Origin of the sequence: Asticcacaulis biprosthecium C19 (assembly GCF_000204015.1) — a bacterium.
In the GTDB taxonomy this organism is placed as follows: domain Bacteria; phylum Pseudomonadota; class Alphaproteobacteria; order Caulobacterales; family Caulobacteraceae; genus Asticcacaulis; species Asticcacaulis biprosthecius.
Genome location: NZ_GL883077.1, coordinates 2,107,464 through 2,124,311 on the forward strand (window position 1 = coordinate 2,107,464; position 16,848 = coordinate 2,124,311).

Genomic DNA, 16,848 nt, shown 5'->3' on the forward strand with positions numbered 1-16,848 from the left:
GAAAGAGTCTCGCCAAGCCGTGCACCTTCGGTACTATAGGACAATGACGTCAGACGCAATTTTCGACCTGCTGAACCTGAACGGTACGCTTGCGCTGGGCGGCGTCTACCGGCTGCGGGCAAAAGGCGGTGTGGCCGAGGTCGAAATCACTGACACGGCAACCGGCGAACGCAACGTGGTCTACGTTCAGGACGGGCGGGACATTTATATTACGATGCCGGTCGGGCACTACCGGGTTTGGCTGCGCACCAGGGCGACGTCGGTGTCGTTGATGCGTCTGGGCTTTGCCGAGCGGATCGGCGCTTATGCCACCAAAGCGGTCGGACTGATGCGGAGCGGCCGCCTGATCGCCGCGGTTGCGGCGCGGATGCGCCGGCCGGCGTCCGGCATTTCCGGCATGGCGATTGGGGAGGCGACCCACGTCGCAGACTTGCCGTCGCGGCCCGCCCTGGCCTTGGCAAAGCCCGATCCGGCGCTGTCGTCCGCCGGCGTATCGATCGTCATTCCCACCAAAATCCGCGCGGAAATGCTGCGCGCCTGTGTCGACTCGCTGGCATTGAACCGCACTGTCGAGGTTGAGATCATCATTGTCGACAATGGCGCTGAGGGTAACGCCATGGTGGCGCTGTTGGCGGAGCTGTCGCGTCGGCCGGATGTCAAGCTGATCCGCGACGACGGTGGGTTCAATTTCTCGCGCCTGTGCAATGAAGGCGCGGCGCAGGCTCGGTATCCGCTGCTGTTGTTCCTGAACGACGACATTGAGGCCCTGGACGGTGACTGGCTGGCCGCCATGCGCGACTATGTCGCCCGGCCCGATGTCGGGGCCGTGGGCGCCCGGCTGCTCTATACCGACCGCACCTTGCAGCACGCCGGTGTCGCGTCGAACCTCGTGCCGGGGCCTGGGCATCCTTGGCGCGGTGTGGCGCCGGACGTATGGCAAAGCCATCCTTTTCTGGCGCAACCCGGAGACGTCGATGCCGTGACCGGTGCCTGCCTGATGATGCGCAGGGACGTCTTCGACGCGGTCGGTGGTTTCGATGCCGAGGCGTTTTCGGTGACCTTGAATGACGTCGACCTGTGCCTGCGTGTCCGCGAGCAGGGGCTGAAAATCGTCTATGCCCCTGACGCCACACTGTTGCACAAGGAAGGGCAAAGTCGCCGCCGCGACGACGATCCCGCCGAACGCGCTCGCCGCCAGGCCGAACTGCGGGCCTATGTCGCGCGTCATCCGGAAGCTGCGCGCCGTTCGGTGTTTTATCCGCTTACTCTGCGTCGCGACACCGACCAGGCCCTTTCCATCTGAAAATTACGGCCTTTGTCATGCTTTAGGTTTTGACAGCGCCCGGGGGGCTGGGGCAGAACTCTGTCCGCATGGGCGAAGGCCAAATATTTTCAGGGGTTGGATTTATGACGAAAGCCATTCTGGTCGCCGGTGGCGCCGGCTATATCGGTTCTCAGACCTGCAAGGTTCTGCATCAGGCCGGCTATCTCCCTGTGACCCTGGACAACCTGGCCACCGGCTATGCCGAAGCCGTCAAGTGGGGCCCCTTGGTAAAGGCGGATTTGCGCGACCGCGACGTCATTCTCGACACCATCAAACAGTACGATATCCAGGCGGCCATCCACTTCGCCGCCTACAGTCTGGTCGGTGAAAGCACGCGCAACCCTGCCAAATACTACGACAACAACGTCGCGGCGGCGACCGACTTCGCCTCGACCCTGGTCGAAGGCAGAGTCACGTCACTGGTCTTCTCGTCGACCGCGGCGACCTATGGCATGCCGCAGACCCGGTTGATCGCCGAGGACCACCCCAAGAACCCGATCAATCCTTACGGCGCCAGCAAGCTGGCCTTCGAACAGGCCCTGCACTGGATGGGCCAGGCGCACGGCTTGAACACCATCGTCCTGCGCTATTTCAACGCTGCCGGGGCGGATCTGGAGGGGGAGGTTGGCGAAAGCCACGAGCCGGAAACCCACCTGATTCCGCTGATCTGCAAGGCGGCCCTGGGCAAGTCCCCGCCGCTGACCGTGTTCGGGACCGACTATGACACCAAGGACGGTACCTGTATCCGCGACTACATTCACGTTATCGACCTGGCCACGGCTCACGTTGCGGCGATCGAGCGGCTGATGGCCGGCGGTGGCAGTGACGCTTTCAATGTCGGCACCGGCGAAGGTTTGACCGTAATGGAGGTTATCAAGGCGGCGGAAGAGGCGCTGGGTCGGCCCGTACCTTATAGCCTCGGGCCGCGCCGCGACGGCGATCCCGAAATCCTGGTGGCCGATGTCAGCAAGATCAAGGCGACCCTGGACTGGACGCCGAAATACAGCGACCTGAAGACGCTGATTGAGTCGGCGGCCAACTGGCAGACGATCCGGCCCTATTGAACCGAGAGATCCGGCCCTTGTGTTTCCGGTTGGCGCGCGGCCGACGAATATGCGGACCTAGCGCTGCAAGGCGGTCTTTTTGGGGTGGGGACTAATCGGCGGAAGAAGCTTGGGGGAAGGAGCGGCGCTCGCTTATAGCGGGTTTTCAAGCGCGTCGAGCAACTGGTTGAACCGACCCAGGTCCAGCGGCCATTCCGGATCGGCTGGCAGGTCGAGGTAAGCCGCCTTGTGTCCCAACATCTGGCATAGGCCAAGATGCCACAGATTGTCCCGGCCAGGCAGGTTCAGCACACCCAGGCCCGCGCCCTTCGGGGCGAAGACAATGTTGTGCAAGGCGCTGCCGTCCTCGCCGACCACGATACGAGCTGTTTTCATCAATTCGATCTGTTGCGCGACGCTCAGGCTTTCCGGGGCAACGATGTGGTAGCCGCGGCGCGCCGCCTCGGCTTCGACGGCATAGATGTTGACAACGCTGCGCCGTGAACTATGAGCCAGCTTGCGGCGGCTGAAGAAGATTTTCTCACCGACCAGCTTTGGCGGAACTTCGACGGGCTTATGGGCGTCCAGCACCTGGGCCAGGGCGGCGCTAAGCGAGGCTGTCCCGAGACGGAAACCGGATTTCGACGCCGACGGCACCAAGGCCCGCTCAACGCGGAACAGGCTGGCCGGATGACGCCGTAACCGCGCCGGGTCGATATCGAAAATGTCCAGAAAATAGCTCGCCCATTCGGGCAGGCCCTGGAAAAGAATTGGCTCGGTGGTGTGGCCCGCCTGGTTCAGCGTCCACAGGCGTGGCACAACATCGAGCAGCCAATGACCGTAGATTTCCTGTCCCGGCGCCGACAGGACGATAGCCGAACCGGAAACCGTCTGGTTGCGCAGTTTCTGCATCAGTTGATCCAGATAGCCGGTCGATTTGTCGAGAATATCTGCCAGGTTGTGGGTGCGGGCATGCCAGTCGGCAAAATCGATACCCCAACAGATCGGCTCTCCCATCAGCGCCTCGCGCCGCCCGATATGGATGGGCTGCGCACAGGCGTCGAAGAACCCGTAATCCTCAAAGGTGAAGATGCCGTTTGCCAGATAACCCGGCGTGCGCATGGCGTTGCGATAGCCGGTCTCCAGCCTCGCGTAGCCATCCAGCGGAAGAAGGGCGGCGACATCATCGACCGGTGGTGGGTTGTCGGCAACACACCGGAAGGACACACGATAGTCACGGTTCGCAAAATTGCGGCCGCCCAGCGAAGCCGGATCGTGCTCGCCTGAGGCGATAATCGATTCCAGTGTGGTGAAGCTGTAACCGGCTGCCATGACGCGCCTTTGCTGCGCCTATTGCATCAATGCCGACGCATCATAACCATCGACGGAGCCGTAATAGGCTTCACGTCCCTGATCCAGAACCAGCAGCTTGTTGCACACCTTTTTGACCATGCCGTGGCTGTGGGTGGCGAGCACCATGGCCCGCGAATTTTCCAACAGGCTGTTCATGCGGTTGGTCGCCTTGTCGTGGAAGGCGGCGTCACCGGCGCCGATCCATTCATCCAGCAGAAGCACATCGGGTTTCAGAGTCGTTGCCACGCTGAAAACCAGGCGTGTGCGCATGCCTGCGGAATAGGTTTGCACCGGCAGATCGATGAAAGCACCCAGTTCGGAGAACTCGATGATCTCCTCCATGTTGCTCTCGATCTCCTTGCGGGCGATGCCGCGCATCCGTCCCATGTTAAAGATGTTCTCACGGCCCGTATGGGCTGCATCCAGCCCCAGGCCGATATCGATCATGCAGGAGATGTCACCCTTGACCTTCACAGACCCCCGATCGGGTTCATAGATTCCGGCAATGACCTTCAGAAGGGTCGACTTGCCGGCGCCATTATGCCCCATGACACCCAGGCGGTCGCCTTCACCCAGGGTAAAGCTGATATTGTGCAACGCCTGAACATGGATGATGTCCTGACCATCCTTCAGCAGCTTGCCGCCGATGACCAGGTTTGCCAGGGTATTGCGCAGCGAATTGGCACGGATGGAGTAGATGGGGTAGCTGAGCTCGACGCCGTTGACTTCGACGATATCGGACATAATCGATCCTTAGACTAACTCTAGACCCAGAAGGGAATACGGCGGCGAAACAGGCTGAACACGACCAGCCAGGCGATAATACCCGTGACCATAGCGCCCAGCGCCAGGTACCACATGTGCGCTGAGGCGGCTTCACCCAGAAGTGGTGCCCGCATGATTTCCAGCAGGCCATAGTAGGGGTTGTACTTGACCAGGATGTTGTGGCCGCGAACCGATTCAGGACGCCAGAATATGGGCGTCAGGAAGAACATCAACTGATTGAGATAGGGGAGCATGAATCGCAGGTCGCGGAAGCGCGCAGCGATGATGCCGAACACCGATCCCCAGGTCAGGCCGGTCATGATGACCACCGCGAAGCCCAGCACGATGCTCCAGTGCGGGACGACCGCCGCCCGAATTAGCACCATGACGACGTAAAAGACGACGACATTGTTCAGGAAAAGGAGGATTTCCTTCGCCATCGTCTCCAGGGTGTAATAGGTGAACGGATAGGCATGGTTCTTGATATTGCCGCCATGTCGCAGGAACATTTCCGTGCCGTCAATCAGGATGAAACTGACCATCCCGAAGCACAGGATGCCGCCCATGATGTACGGCAGGACGAGACGCAGGTCGCCCCCCATCATCGGACCGAAAACCACTGACAGACAGATCGACGTCACGATCATGCCGCCCGAGATCCAGAAGGGACCGAGGAAGGTCCGGCGATACTTGCCGGTCAGTTCGTGATAGGCTTGATAGAACCAGACCCGGTAGAGGCCAAGTCCCTTACCCAGGTCGGCAAAAGTTTTGTTCATTCGTATGTCTAACCACTGTCTGCGTGACGGGTCGCGACATTGGCGCGATCCGTGCCCACCGCAAAAGCGGCAGGAATGAAACTGCTTCTACAGCAAAATGGCACCGGCGCAAGCCGCGGCCCAAGCTGAGGTTTTATTAATTTCAGGTTTTCTTCGCACTTGCAACATGGAAAACCCAAGACGAGCTTAGACCCGCTATTCGGCAGGAACTTCAGCCGGTTCGGACACGGCGCGACTTTTCACGCTGTTGAACACACTGAGATATTGCTGAGCCATGTCCTCGGCTGTCAGCACACCGGGTATGCCATTCACCAGGGCGTTGTGAACCGTCGCCGAGGCGCCTTTTTCAATCACAGCCATTAGGTCGGCCGGATCGTTGAAGGCAAAATGCAGGCCGCTGACGTTGTTGATGACTTTCTCGGCCATCCCGCCGATGCCTGTGCAGATCAGCGGACGCTTCACGGCATAGGCTTCCTGGATGACCACCGGTGAGTTTTCCCACCATCGCGACGGCATCAGAATGTAGTCGCAGTTTTCCATCAGGCTGTTGACGGAGCTGTTGTTGTAGGGACCGAGGTAGGACAGGAAGTCGTATTCCTCCAGTGCCGCCTCAAACTTTTTCACGAAAGCGTCGGATTGCCCGATCAGGTTACCGTGGATCAGGATGCGAATGCCGGCAGCCAGGGCGGGCTTCTTGGAGATCAGCTCACAAGCCTGCAAAATGATGTCGACACCCTTGAACGGGTTGATCTGGCCGAAGAAACCGAACTTCCAGATGTGGTTCTCGCTGTGTTGCGCCAGGTGAGGCGGATGCAGGTACATCAGGCCGTTCTCGATGACGTTCATCCGTTCCTTTTCCAGACCCCAGGCGACGAAGCGGTCGGCGAGGAAGTGGCTGGGCGAGACGAAGGCATCGACCAGAGACAGGCTTTCGAGGAAATTCTGCTTGCGCAGTGCGAACTGCTGCGAGCTGTATTCCGGGAAGCAGGCGCCGCAGGCGTTGGGCGAACTGGCGCTGCACAGGATCTGGGCCGGGCGCGTGATCATCTGGCCGTGGTTGTGGCAGATCGACAGGAATTCGTGGATGGTGAACACGACGCTGGCTTCCTGGGCGGCTTGTTTGAACGCAGCCAGTCCCAGGTTGAAGAAGTGGTGGAAGTTCAGCAGGTCAATCTTCAGATCGCGAATCAGCGTCAACAGTTGCGCGCTGACGTCGCTGGACGCCAGATGGTAGAAGTGATCATAGATGTGGGGGTCGTAATAGAAGGCGTATTCATTGGGCCCCAGTTCGATCTTGCCGCGTTGGCTTTGCTGGCAGGCGCCGATGAAAACAGCGTCATACCCCAGGCGGCGCAAGCCGTGGAACAGGGTGTAGGCCGCGATCTCGGCGCCGCCCTTGCTGATCGAAGGGTGGCTGTGGCTGACGACCGCGATCCGCTTGCCGCGGACGGCGGTGGTCGTGACAGACGTGGCAGCAACAGATTCGGCCGCAACAGATTGGGTCACACCAGATTGGGCCGTGACTTTGGAGGATTTCGGTGTTTTCACGGCTTAGCTCTCGAAACGGCTGTTGATGGCGTGCAGAAGCGGCGAGGGGGACGGGAAGAACAGAGCGTTTGCCGCATCGGGGACACGCTTGGCCAGCGTCATCAGCTTGGCCGCAGGGGGCAGACTGTCCAACCCTCCCGCCGGTGTGTCGGTGCGGTCGAGATAGGCCTTGAGGCCGGCCACGCTCCAGGCAAAGCAGCTGAAGGTCGCTTCGCCAGGCGCCGTCGTTTGAACCGGATTGCCGACGTCAAGGAAGGTCAGGCCGTCGCGCGCCTGAGATACCGCTGCCCAGCCGGCAGCCGAAAGATAAGTGCCGCTTGAGACGAAGACGAAGGTTTTGGCCTGGATGTGCTTTTCAAGGGAGGAGGGAACGGCATAGGCGGCCAGGCGTACATCCTCGACGAAGATCAGGCTGACCGGGCGATCGCTGAAGCTTTTAAGTTCGTTGAAATGGAAGACGACGGCGGCGCGGAATTCGTCCGGGCTGGCCAGGATGACGATGCCGGTATCCTTACCCAGCGCGTTCATGTGCTCGCGGATGCCGGCGAACATCAGGTAAATGTCGGACTGGCTGCGCGGCGCGGCAAAAACGACGGCGTGTTGACACGGCGCGGCATGCAGCACGGTGATGTTGCGCGCACGCTGCTTGTCCAGGCGCCGCAACGCTTTGGCCATGCGGGGGAAGAAGGGCTCGGCCATGATGGTCGGGTAGATGTTCTGCAACCGTGCGGCGGCGCCGGAATGGCTGATCTTGCGCACCTGCTTGGGGCTGATCTGGAAGTTCAGGGCGGTGCGGTCGGTGTAGGCAATTTTCAAGCGCAGATCGCCGATCTCGGCATCTTCGATATCACCTTCGAAAAATGCCGAAAAACCCGCACGCTGCAAGACATCGTCGGCATTGGGCAGGACGGACGACAGGTCGGGGCGGGGCTTGAAGGTAATGACCGACGGGTCGCACGACATGACGGCCTGGCCGGCGCGCAGATGCAGGGTGTCGAGCTTTTTTGGTCGGACTGAGGGCCCAGCCGGTCACGAAACAGCCGAACTTCGGAATGACCTGGACGTCTTCAACCGCCATGCGTTCGGCAGAGTAGTCTTCGGGCAGGATGTCCCAGGACTGCGACTGAGCCACCAGTTGTTTCAGGCCCAGGGTGTGTTTCGACTCCGCCGACTGCCAATGGGGCTTGGCGTAGGAGACCAGTGTGGTTTTCGGAACGATATTGACCGGGCTGACGGCGCGCAGGTGGCGGCCGGTGCCGATCTGGACAAAAAACAGCGGCGCTGTATCGGTCGACGGCTGCCAGTCCGTCTGCAGGAGGCCCACAAAACCGGCGGCTTCGGCGGGCAGGTCGGGACGGTTGAACAGGGTATAGGCGAAACCGCCGGCGTATTTGGCATCATCCTGGATGATGACCGGTCGATCGACCATGCCGTCGCGCTGCATCCAGCCAATGACCCAGATCAGGTTATTTTCATCGCGCGCCATGGCTTCGATAAAGCCAATGCAGGAGTCGGGTCGGACGGGGATGCCGTACAGGCCATGCGCCTCGCCTTCGAGCGCGGACAGGCGTCCCAGCAAGGTCAGGTCGGCGCCGGATTCCGGCTCTTCCTCATCAAGGGCTTCGGCGCTCCCCGAGGTGGGTGTTGAATTTGTAAATTTCAGCGTGAAACCGCTGCCGGCTGTGCGGATTGCAAATACGACGCCCGGATTGATTTCCTGGTAGCTGCGCGCCCGAGCCAGAATCTCGCCTTCAAAGGCATAGCCCGGCAGGCCTTCACATTTGAACGCATTGAGAACGTCGGGGCGCGGTAGACCCGTTTCACACGCGCCCAGGACTTGGTCGTCGGCCCACAGTTCCAGCGTAACCGGCGTTTCGGACTCGTTGATATTGAGCGCCCAGCCATTGATGGTGCTGTTCAGGTCGAAATAATCGACGCGACCTTCAAAAACCGGCCCAGCGGGCTTTTGCGACAAGGCCGCTTCCAGTTTGGGCGATTCTGCCTTCCCCGTCCCGATGACCACCCCGGTCGCGGAGTTGTTTTCGTAAAAGATTTCGGGCTCGTACTCGTTTTCCGGCGTCGCGGGAGAATTCATGTCCGACTCATATCAAATGTCATTTGGATCAAATGCATCAACGGCGCCGCCCCCCCGGCTGGCAGATCGCCTAGCAAACTTCGGTTTATAATAGACAATTTATGGGGCCACAAGGCAAGGGGCAAGGTTATCGTGCTATGCGGCACGGCGCGCGCGACATGATGCACAAAAACCAGATTGCCTTCGCTCCCGCCCTCTGTCACTGAACAGTAGCCGCGGCCGGAAAGGCGCATGGGGCGTTGTGCGGCGGGATTCAGGTACCATGTTATCACGCATTACGGGTTTCTTGCTTGGGCCCCACACCATGCAATTCACCTTCCTCTTTCTGGTCATCCTCTACGGTCTGTTTTTCGAGACAGGGATTCTGCAGGACCACTACCTGTTTTACAGCTTGCGGGATCCACGGCCACTGTTCTGGTGGCCGGTACGAACCCTGGTCGTCATGGTTGGCCTGATCGGCGTGTCCATCGTGCTTTTTATACTGAGCCGCACCCAATGGCGTGAAACGGTTCGTGGATGGGCAGCCGGGCTGCTCGCGATCGGTGTCGTGGTCATGTTGTCGGCCATCGCGCTGGACACCACCTCAGGCGTCGCCGTTTATTCAGACCGGGCGGAAAGCCGCATCCTGACATTCAAGGGTTACCAGACCGAAAGCCTGCCCTACAGTCAGGTCCGCTACGTCACCCTTGGCTGCAAGGTGGCCCAGACGCGTGGCACCGAGGAAGCGCAGGTCTTCTACGCCCTTCATGGCGACCACGGTGTCACGGTCGATCTCCAACAGGGCCTGGTCAAGCGCGCACCCGACTCGACATGGCTCAAGGCCGTTCATACTGCCGATTCCGTTCTTCCCGCCCTGTCCGTCCGCCGGGAGGTTGAGCCGCGGCCGGACAGCGCTTCGCAGTACAAGGGCTGTGTGGAACGTTTTCGCCGTCAGCAGAGCGATGCCGACAAGGCATTGGTCACCGAAATCTTCGAGCGCCCGGAGATCACCACCCTGCTGTAGCCGACAGGGTGGTTGACCGTTCAGGCCTCGACGTCAGGGCTCGACTTCAGGCCTCGACGACAAACAGGCGGGCGGCGCGACCGCCTTCGCAGACGAATTCCGAACGCAGGTCGAGGAATATCAGCATGTCCAGGCTGCACTTGTTGGCCGGCAGGGCCGACAGGTTCTCTGAGCCTCGCGCATAGTCGGCCTGGTTGGATCCTTCGGCGATGCGGACAATGCCCGAGGCCGACGAGATGGCAATGAACGGCACGGCCAGATCGGCCAGCAGTTCGCCGCGCTTGGCAGCCAGATCGCTGAGGTTGATGGATCGCGTAGTGACCTTGGTGGCGCGGGTATTGTAGATCGAGAACAGGCGTTCGGCCTCGGCCTCCGCCGGGATGACCTCCGTCTTGCCTTTACGCAGCGAGCGGGTGAAGAAGCCAACGCTGGCCAGATATTTCAGGAAGTCGGCATCGGCCTTGGACAGCCAGCCGGTCGACTGCATCCACTCGATGGAAGCCGGGCTGTGGCCGGCAGCCGGCAAGTCCCCGGGCGATGGTGCGGCATAGGAGGCGACCGCATCCACAACGATGGAATTTGACTGTTTCAGGAACAGGTCGCTGTTTTCCAGGCTGACGATGACGCTGGGCAGAGCGTCGCGGCTGGGCAGGCTGATGTCGAAATTGAACCCGACAAAACCCTCATCCATGCCGGCGTCGGCGAGGTCCTGACGGTACAGGCCAACGTCACCGGCGCCGACGCACTGGCCGTCGACGAAGGCGAGAACGCGCTTACCCTTCAGGCTGCCCTGTTCGCTGAAAATCCATCCCCCGATCTTGTCCGGGTGAACATTGTCGATAGCGCCTCTTATCATTGCCGTCTTCGTCTCGTATTTGCGTGGGTGAAAAAGCAAAATTCTACTGAGTGGGCGCCATTCAATCCATTTCAGCCGCGAGATCAACAAAAATGATGTCGCGCCGCACCACAACGGTCATAGAACGGACCGTTCGTACGCACCGCCGCCTAACTATAGGCCAAGTCAGCAGATTTTGACAACCGGGCGGCGCGACCGTGTCAGAACGGCCGTCTTTGGCCAGGATACACGGCATTGCCGGCCGTGGCCACCGCAGCCGGTGCGCCAACTTCGGCGGCGCCCTGTTTCAGGAACAGATCGCTGTTTTCGAGGCTGACCACGACACTCAGTAACTTGTCACGATGGGGGAGGCTGATGTCGAAGTTGAACCCGACATAGCCTTCATCCAGCCCCGCATCCGCCAGGTCCTGGCGGAACAGGCCAACTTCGCCGGAGCCGACGCACTGGCTGCCGACAAAGGCAAGGACGCGCTTGCCCCTCAAACTTCCGATTTCGCTATAGATCCAGCCCCCGATCTTATCCGGGTGAACACTGTCAATCGCGCCTCTGATCATGGTGGGTCTCAAATAATGGGAGTTGAAATATGGACGTTGCACTGCGAGCAGTTCAGACCAAAATCGTAGTGAAATCAATGGTTATTCTGCTGCAATGCGACATTGATTTTGCGCAGTGTGGCGGTAGGGACGCAGATTCTGATTATCCTTGGTTGCCGTTCGCACATGGCAACGGCCGCGTTGCAGGAACGCGGCCGCCGACAGTTTATAAAAAATCAATTTGGATCAGAGACCGGCTATCTTCTTCAGGAAGGGCTTGGGCGTCAGACCGTTGTTTTCCAGGAAGGTGACGTAGTTCTGAGCGCGCTCGGCCCGGAAGGTGTCATAGGTCTCGCCGTCGAACTGAATCAGCTTCTTCAGGCTGGTACGGGTGATCGGCTCCTTCTCCAGATCGGCCAGGGTCAGGACCGGCACGCCGGTCTGGCGGCACATCTCTTCGGTGCGCGAATCGATGGCGACGACGCAGCCCATCTTTTCCGCCTGGATGGCCAGTTGGGTGCCGTGATAGCGCGGCCCGATGGTCAGGTCATAGCGCGTCAGCGAGTCCATCCATGCCGGGACGTCATAGAAGGAGCGGGCATAGGTCCGGCACCACGCCTTGAACTCATCCATCGTATAGTGCGGCACGGTATGGACGCGAATACGGTCCAGGACGACCGGATCGACCTCATCGAACAGGGCGCGTGAAATCTTTATCATGTCGCTCATCGACTGGACCACGTACTGGCCGATGGCCGCCGAATCCATCATCAGCGAAATCAGTTGCTGTTCGACCAGGCGCACCTTGCCCCACGACTGGTGGCCGGCGCAGACCGAGAGCGAACGTGGTATCTTGATCTTCTTCCAGCCGCTTTCGATCGCCTTGCCCAGCTTGGCATTGGCCGAGATAAAGTGGGTCGGGCAGCCGCCGACGACCGTGTCTTCGAAGCCGAAGCGTGCCAGCTGCCGCGAAGTAAAGGGGCCGCGTGTATAGATGTTGGAGGTCGAACCGAAACGGCGGCTATCGATCGCCTTGACCCAGTTGACCGTGCCTTCGGTCGGGGTGACGTCGTGTTCCATGCTGTCGGCCTGGGCGCCCAGGCCGATCGAGACGATCGGCACTTCGATCTTGGCGAAGCTTTCCGCCAGTCCGCCCAGGTCGGTATGTTTACCGAACTGGTTGGCACTGGGGATGACAACGGCGTCGTAGGTGTTCAGCTTTTCAGCCTTGGCGTGCCAGGGCTCATAAACGATCCGGGCGTCGAGCTGATTGGCAATGGCATAGACAAACGCCAGGTTACCGTTGTTGTGGCCGATCCCCGCATAGAGTTTATCGAACTTCTTATTAGAATAAAGACCGAGGTCCTTGGATTCCCAAAGCAGAGCAATCTTCTTTTTCATAAAACATCCTAAAAGTTTTCGCCGGGGAGGATTTATTCTGGCGCAAGTGTGGGGAATAAACCGCCACATAGGGCGGGTACGGGTTAAAGCCTATGGGGGACACCATTTTTTGTCAAATAGTTGCGCATGGTGTCGTATTTTTCGGTGAAGCCGCGGGTAAATCGGCTCCAGGCTTCGCGCGTATAGAAGTCACGCCATGAAGCGTTCTTCAGTTCGCTTTCTGGGATCAGCGGAATGTTCAGCGTCTGAGCCAGTTCGGCACTCCGCTCGTCGTAGTCGACCAGCATCCCCGGTATCCCGTTGGCCAGGGCCGGCAGTATGCCGTGGACGCGATAGCCGATGGCGAAGTCCTGGGTGGCGATAAAGTCGTCGTAGGCGGCCACCGTCGTATTGAAGAACATGCGGTTGCGGTAGATGTCTTCCATTTGGAAAATATTGGATTCCTGGAACCAGTCTTCCTCGAAAAGGGTCTCGCGCGCCGGCAGTTCGCGGTCGTGGTCGCGGAAAAAATAGGCCTTTTCCTCGCGTTCGCCGTGCAGGGTTACGGTCATATGGCTTTCCTGGTCCAGGCGCAGCATGAAGGCGCGCTGCAGCGTCAGGTAGGTTTCCAGGTCACGGCAGTAGTTGCCGCCGGTTTCGCGGCGCAGGCTGAAAGCGATGCGGCGGACATCGGCCTGGTGCTTCAGGTCGAGGGTCAGGTTGCGGTCACGCTTGCGGAACAGCGACGGGCACCCGACGACCTCGACATTCTTGATGCCGTTGTGGGCCAGAACCTCGGCGGAATAGATACCACGCACACCGATCGAGCCGCACTTGTCGCCGATAGCGGCCCAGACGCGCTGGCCTTCGGGCGGCAGGTCGATCGGACGCCGCGTTTCGGCCTGAGCGCCGACTCCAATGGCGAAAACCGGAATTTTCAGGCGTTCAATCAGTTCGCCGGCCCGGGCCCAGTCCATATATTCATGAATGAAGTTCGAGCCGCGCAGGAAGGCGAAATCGAACTCGGCATTGTAGCGGTCGACATCAATGTCCTTGAAATCGACGATGTTGGCGACTTCGATGTCCTCGAAATCGAGCAGCTTCAGCGTCGAATCGTAGACCATCAGGTCGCCGATATTGGAATAGGTGTCGATGATCTGGGACACCGGCCAGTCGTGCATACGCACCTTGTCATGGTCGTAGCGGTGCCCGGCCGGTATCAGCACCAGCGCGCGGGCCTTGCGTTTGCGGGGCAGGGGGCGTGACGCCGAGTGACCGATCGGCTCGCCGCTTTCCGCCATGGCTAAGCGCAGGTCGGGGCGGTCGAAACCTTCGCTCAGGCGGCAGGGCAATTGCACGTCGATCGACAGGACGCCGCCGGCTTCCTGAATGGCCTGAGCGTGGGCCAGCGGGTAAAGGCGGGCCCACAGGACATCATTGACAAACAGGTCGACGCCACCTTCGAGTACAGCCGAGTCGGCACGCAAGCCGGTCAGGACCACCTTTTCAACGGTCAGTTGGTCAATCCAGAATTCAGACATGACGGCGGCAACCCCAAGGATCGAACGTGCGGGCAAACAGGTGCGATATAGCACGGCTGTTGATATGACAAGTCCGTTCGCGCATGCACAAAGCCGCGGCGATTTCCCCTAGACTCAGGGGAAGCGCTTTTATATGGTGCCGGCCATCGATTAGGCTGGGTATCTCTAAGGAGCTGATTTTGAGGAAGAAAATTGCATTTTTGTGGAAGATTGAAGATCTCGGGCTCTATTCTAACCAGCCATTTGACTTCCTGAATACCGCCATCGGTCACAACAATGGCAATCTGGCCTTCGTTTATGCGATTTCGCACCAGATCGATGCCGATTTTCATTGGGTGTCGTGGGCGACCAAGGCTGAAATTCTCAATACCTACGACGCCATCGTCATTCCGTGCGCCAACCAGTTTGGCAAGCACACCGATCTAACCGGTGCAGCAGCTATTATCGAAGCCGTCGACAAGCCGGTCATCGCCATCGGCCTGGGTGCCCAGGCGGACAACATGGAGGCCGACGTCAGCCCCAAGGAAGGTACGATCGCCTGGGTCCGTGCCCTGACGAAGAAGCGTTTCGGCTCGACCTCCAACATCTACACCCGCGGCCCCTTTACCTCGCAGCAACTGGCGCGTTTCGGGGTCGACGACACGATTGTCGGCGGCTGCCCGACCCACTTTATCTCTCAGGACGTCAATCTGGGTAAGGCGATCCAGGCTGACTGGGATTCGATCCCCGTGCCGCGTTCGCTGTCGGTGTGCGGTGGCCACCAGTCGTGGACGGATATTCGCCCCATCGAGCAGCAACTGATCGCCTTGATGATGGACCCGACGGCATTCGGCCAGTATGTCGTTCAGTCGATGACGGAGATGATCAAGATCTCGCGCGGCCTGTTCGATGATATGGATCCCAACACGCTTGACAAGATCCGCCAGCACACTGTGCCGCACTATACGATGGATGAGTTCAAGTCGTGGTGCCGCACCTACGCACGATCCTTCTACGATATCCCGGCGTGGATGGATTCGCTGACCCGTTACGACCTGACTATCGGGCCGCGCTATCACGGCACCCAACTGGCCATCCAGGCCGGCAAGATGGGCTGCGTGGTTGCGATCGACTCGCGGACCGAGGAAATGTGCCGCCAGACCGGCGTGCCTGTCCTGACCAAGGGCGAGCTGGCCGACAAGCACCTGACGCGGAGCAACCTGAAGAAGCTGATCAAGTTCGATGGTGACGCCTATGACGCCGATCGCCGCGAACGCGCCCAAAACTACGTCACCTTCCTGCGCAACAACGGCCTGGAGCCGGTGACGCACGTCAAGAAGATTGCCGGTGAATAAGGCTTAAAACACCCCGGGCAGACTGTCCGGGGTGTTCTCATCGCCGCAGGGCAGCCGTGTGGGTGGGCGATCGCGAGCAGGGACATGATTTCAGACTACAATCTTGAAAAAATCTACACGGTCTTTGACGAAGACGCCTATGTCTTCGTTACCGGCTGGACGACGCAGGATGCGCCAGCGTTTTCCGCCCTGCGCCTGGAAGAGACCGGTGCGACCCTGAAGCTTGAGGGTATCGCCTATCACGACCGCCAGGACGTGGCTGATTATCTCCTGGGATTTGGTTTGTCGCTCGACGCGCGCGGCTTCGTCGCGCGTTACAGCCTGACCTTCGGTGACGATCTGCGTCTGATCTCCGAGTTCAATCGTAGCCGCATCGCGGTGGTCGGTTCCGATCGCGCCTTCGAAGTTGAAACTGTCCGCCTCGACCGTAAGAAGATATCCGAATTGCCGTTCCACCGCCAGGTGGCGGTCGAGATCGGCGGCCTGATGACGTCTGAGCCTCGGGAACAATTTCTGCTCAAGGCCATGGCCGGCGAGGAAATGCCGATTGGTAGCAAGTCGATCCATCTCGATGCCGTCGGTGTCTTCGACGGTGTCATGACCATCCTGGACGGCTGGTTTCCGGATGTCGGTCTGTATAGCTTGTCCCTGTGCGACCTTGAAGACTTCAGCCTGCACGAACTGACGGTGTACACCAAGGCGCGCCAGGACGTGTCGCAGCACCTCAAGGGCATGGGCGTGCCGACGCGTACCAACTCGCACGGCTTCATCGCCTGGTCGCGTCTGAACGAACTGAAAGGCAACTATGTCATACTGGCCGAAGGCCAGGGTGAGGTTTTTGCGACGCCGTTAAACCTGGATGGTCGCGGCAATACCAGTTCGGTCGGACTTGATCTGGCCGGACACGTTGTCCGTCAAATCTGCGAGGAACGCCCGGACGATCTGAGCTGGTTCTTCGAGGCGACCGATTCGCCGCTGCGTCAACGCAAAGACATTGTCGACGCCATCGACAAGGCCGTGGTTTACGATCTCGTACCGGCGACGGACCAGACCGAGGTCTCGATCGTGGTGCCCTTCTACGGCACCGACTTCTTCCTGCTCGACATCGTCGAGATGCAGCAGCGTTCGCCGGATCATTTCCAGTGGGTGGTCGTCTGTGATGACCGGGCCCTGTTCTCTTCGATGAAGAAGTATCTGACCAACCACGCCCGCAAGCTGACCAAGCCGTTCAAACTGGTTCAGACCATGGGTGATTCCGGTTTTGCCACGGCCAGCAATGTCGGCGCGCATTTCGGAG

The 16,848-nt window shown here is 59.7% G+C and carries 15 protein-coding genes; 5 read left to right on the forward strand and 10 right to left on the reverse strand.

Translation table 11 applies throughout. The annotated features are described in order from the left end of the window. Positions 1–43 precede the first annotated feature (43 nt). Together ABI_RS23570 and galE are read left to right on the forward strand one after the other, a co-directional pair. A complete protein-coding gene (locus tag ABI_RS23570; RefSeq protein WP_006272765.1) occupies positions 44–1,303 on the forward strand; it encodes a glycosyltransferase family 2 protein in 1,260 nt (419 codons plus the stop codon). Between the two features lie 104 nt (positions 1,304–1,407). Beyond that, positions 1,408–2,388 (forward strand): UDP-glucose 4-epimerase GalE, encoded by a 981-nt coding sequence (galE, locus tag ABI_RS09750; protein ID WP_040308770.1) that lies wholly within the window; start codon positions 1,408–1,410, stop codon positions 2,386–2,388. Positions 2,389–2,520: 132 nt separating this feature from the next. On the opposite strand, the gene ABI_RS09755 is transcribed toward galE, so the two are convergent. From ABI_RS09755 to ABI_RS09780, 6 genes are all read right to left on the reverse strand, one after another. Continuing rightward, positions 2,521–3,699: a glycosyltransferase family 61 protein gene (locus ABI_RS09755; protein ID WP_006272767.1), complete on the reverse strand. Its 1,179-nt coding sequence runs from the start codon at positions 3,697–3,699 to the stop codon at positions 2,521–2,523. Positions 3,700–3,717: 18 nt separating this feature from the next. After that, on the reverse strand, positions 3,718–4,464 hold the full coding sequence (locus tag ABI_RS09760) for an ABC transporter ATP-binding protein (protein ID WP_006272768.1): 747 nt from the start codon (positions 4,462–4,464) through the stop codon (positions 3,718–3,720). 20 nt (positions 4,465–4,484) lie between these two features. Then, positions 4,485–5,261: an ABC transporter permease gene (locus tag ABI_RS09765; protein WP_006272769.1), complete on the reverse strand. Its 777-nt coding sequence runs from the start codon at positions 5,259–5,261 to the stop codon at positions 4,485–4,487. A 195-nt stretch (positions 5,262–5,456) separates the two neighbouring features. Continuing rightward, positions 5,457–6,809: a glycosyltransferase family 4 protein gene (locus ABI_RS09770; RefSeq protein ID WP_006272770.1), complete on the reverse strand. Its 1,353-nt coding sequence runs from the start codon at positions 6,807–6,809 to the stop codon at positions 5,457–5,459. 3 nt (positions 6,810–6,812) lie between these two features. Then, positions 6,813–7,772 (reverse strand): hypothetical protein, encoded by a 960-nt coding sequence (locus ABI_RS09775; RefSeq protein ID WP_157138758.1) that lies wholly within the window; start codon positions 7,770–7,772, stop codon positions 6,813–6,815. Continuing rightward, the gene (locus ABI_RS09780) at positions 7,657–8,904 is read right to left on the reverse strand and encodes a hypothetical protein (RefSeq protein WP_006272772.1); all 1,248 of its coding nucleotides are present in this window, start codon (positions 8,902–8,904) and stop codon (positions 7,657–7,659) included. Before ABI_RS09780 ends, ABI_RS09775 begins: the two co-directional genes overlap by 116 nt. Positions 8,905–9,208: 304 nt before the next feature. Between ABI_RS09780 and ABI_RS09785 the strand changes: the two genes are divergently transcribed. Next, on the forward strand, positions 9,209–9,907 hold the full coding sequence (locus tag ABI_RS09785) for a hypothetical protein (protein ID WP_040308771.1): 699 nt from the start codon (positions 9,209–9,211) through the stop codon (positions 9,905–9,907). Positions 9,908–9,953: 46 nt separating this feature from the next. On the opposite strand, the gene ABI_RS09790 is transcribed toward ABI_RS09785, so the two are convergent. The 4 genes from ABI_RS09790 to ABI_RS09805 form a co-directional block, all read right to left on the reverse strand. After that, complete coding sequence (locus ABI_RS09790; RefSeq protein WP_006272774.1) at positions 9,954–10,763, reverse strand: hypothetical protein; 810 nt, start codon at positions 10,761–10,763, stop codon at positions 9,954–9,956. 200 nt (positions 10,764–10,963) lie between these two features. Next, positions 10,964–11,317, reverse strand: coding sequence for a hypothetical protein (locus tag ABI_RS09795; protein WP_006272775.1), 354 nt, complete (start codon positions 11,315–11,317; stop codon positions 10,964–10,966). Positions 11,318–11,542: 225 nt separating this feature from the next. Continuing rightward, on the reverse strand, positions 11,543–12,697 hold the full coding sequence (locus ABI_RS09800; protein ID WP_006272776.1) for a polysaccharide pyruvyl transferase family protein: 1,155 nt from the start codon (positions 12,695–12,697) through the stop codon (positions 11,543–11,545). 83 nt (positions 12,698–12,780) lie between these two features. Then, positions 12,781–14,217: a polysaccharide pyruvyl transferase family protein gene (locus ABI_RS09805; RefSeq protein WP_157138759.1), complete on the reverse strand. Its 1,437-nt coding sequence runs from the start codon at positions 14,215–14,217 to the stop codon at positions 12,781–12,783. A 179-nt stretch (positions 14,218–14,396) separates the two neighbouring features. Between ABI_RS09805 and ABI_RS09810 the strand changes: the two genes are divergently transcribed. Together ABI_RS09810 and ABI_RS25625 are read left to right on the forward strand one after the other, a co-directional pair. Continuing rightward, on the forward strand, positions 14,397–15,551 hold the full coding sequence (locus ABI_RS09810) for a polysaccharide pyruvyl transferase family protein (RefSeq protein ID WP_040308772.1): 1,155 nt from the start codon (positions 14,397–14,399) through the stop codon (positions 15,549–15,551). An 84-nt stretch (positions 15,552–15,635) separates the two neighbouring features. After that, a partial coding sequence (locus ABI_RS25625) for a hypothetical protein (RefSeq protein ID WP_040308773.1) occupies positions 15,636–16,848 on the forward strand: 1,213 nt, incomplete at its 3' end.

Coding starts and splice junctions, on each gene's coding strand:
- ABI_RS23570 (WP_006272765.1), top strand. CDS start 44: ATGACGTCAGACGCAATTTTCGACCTGCTGAACCTGAACGGTACGCTT.
- galE (WP_040308770.1), top strand. CDS start 1,408: ATGACGAAAGCCATTCTGGTCGCCGGTGGCGCCGGCTATATCGGTTCT.
- ABI_RS09755 (WP_006272767.1), bottom strand. CDS start 3,699: ATGGCAGCCGGTTACAGCTTCACCACACTGGAATCGATTATCGCCTCA.
- ABI_RS09760 (WP_006272768.1), bottom strand. CDS start 4,464: ATGTCCGATATCGTCGAAGTCAACGGCGTCGAGCTCAGCTACCCCATC.
- ABI_RS09765 (WP_006272769.1), bottom strand. CDS start 5,261: ATGAACAAAACTTTTGCCGACCTGGGTAAGGGACTTGGCCTCTACCGG.
- ABI_RS09775 (WP_157138758.1), bottom strand. CDS start 7,772: ATGTCGTGCGACCCGTCGGTCATTACCTTCAAGCCCCGCCCCGACCTG.
- ABI_RS09780 (WP_006272772.1), bottom strand. CDS start 8,904: ATGAATTCTCCCGCGACGCCGGAAAACGAGTACGAGCCCGAAATCTTT.
- ABI_RS09785 (WP_040308771.1), top strand. CDS start 9,209: ATGCAATTCACCTTCCTCTTTCTGGTCATCCTCTACGGTCTGTTTTTC.
- ABI_RS09790 (WP_006272774.1), bottom strand. CDS start 10,763: ATGATAAGAGGCGCTATCGACAATGTTCACCCGGACAAGATCGGGGGA.
- ABI_RS09795 (WP_006272775.1), bottom strand. CDS start 11,317: ATGATCAGAGGCGCGATTGACAGTGTTCACCCGGATAAGATCGGGGGC.
- ABI_RS09800 (WP_006272776.1), bottom strand. CDS start 12,697: ATGAAAAAGAAGATTGCTCTGCTTTGGGAATCCAAGGACCTCGGTCTT.
- ABI_RS09805 (WP_157138759.1), bottom strand. CDS start 14,217: ATGTCTGAATTCTGGATTGACCAACTGACCGTTGAAAAGGTGGTCCTG.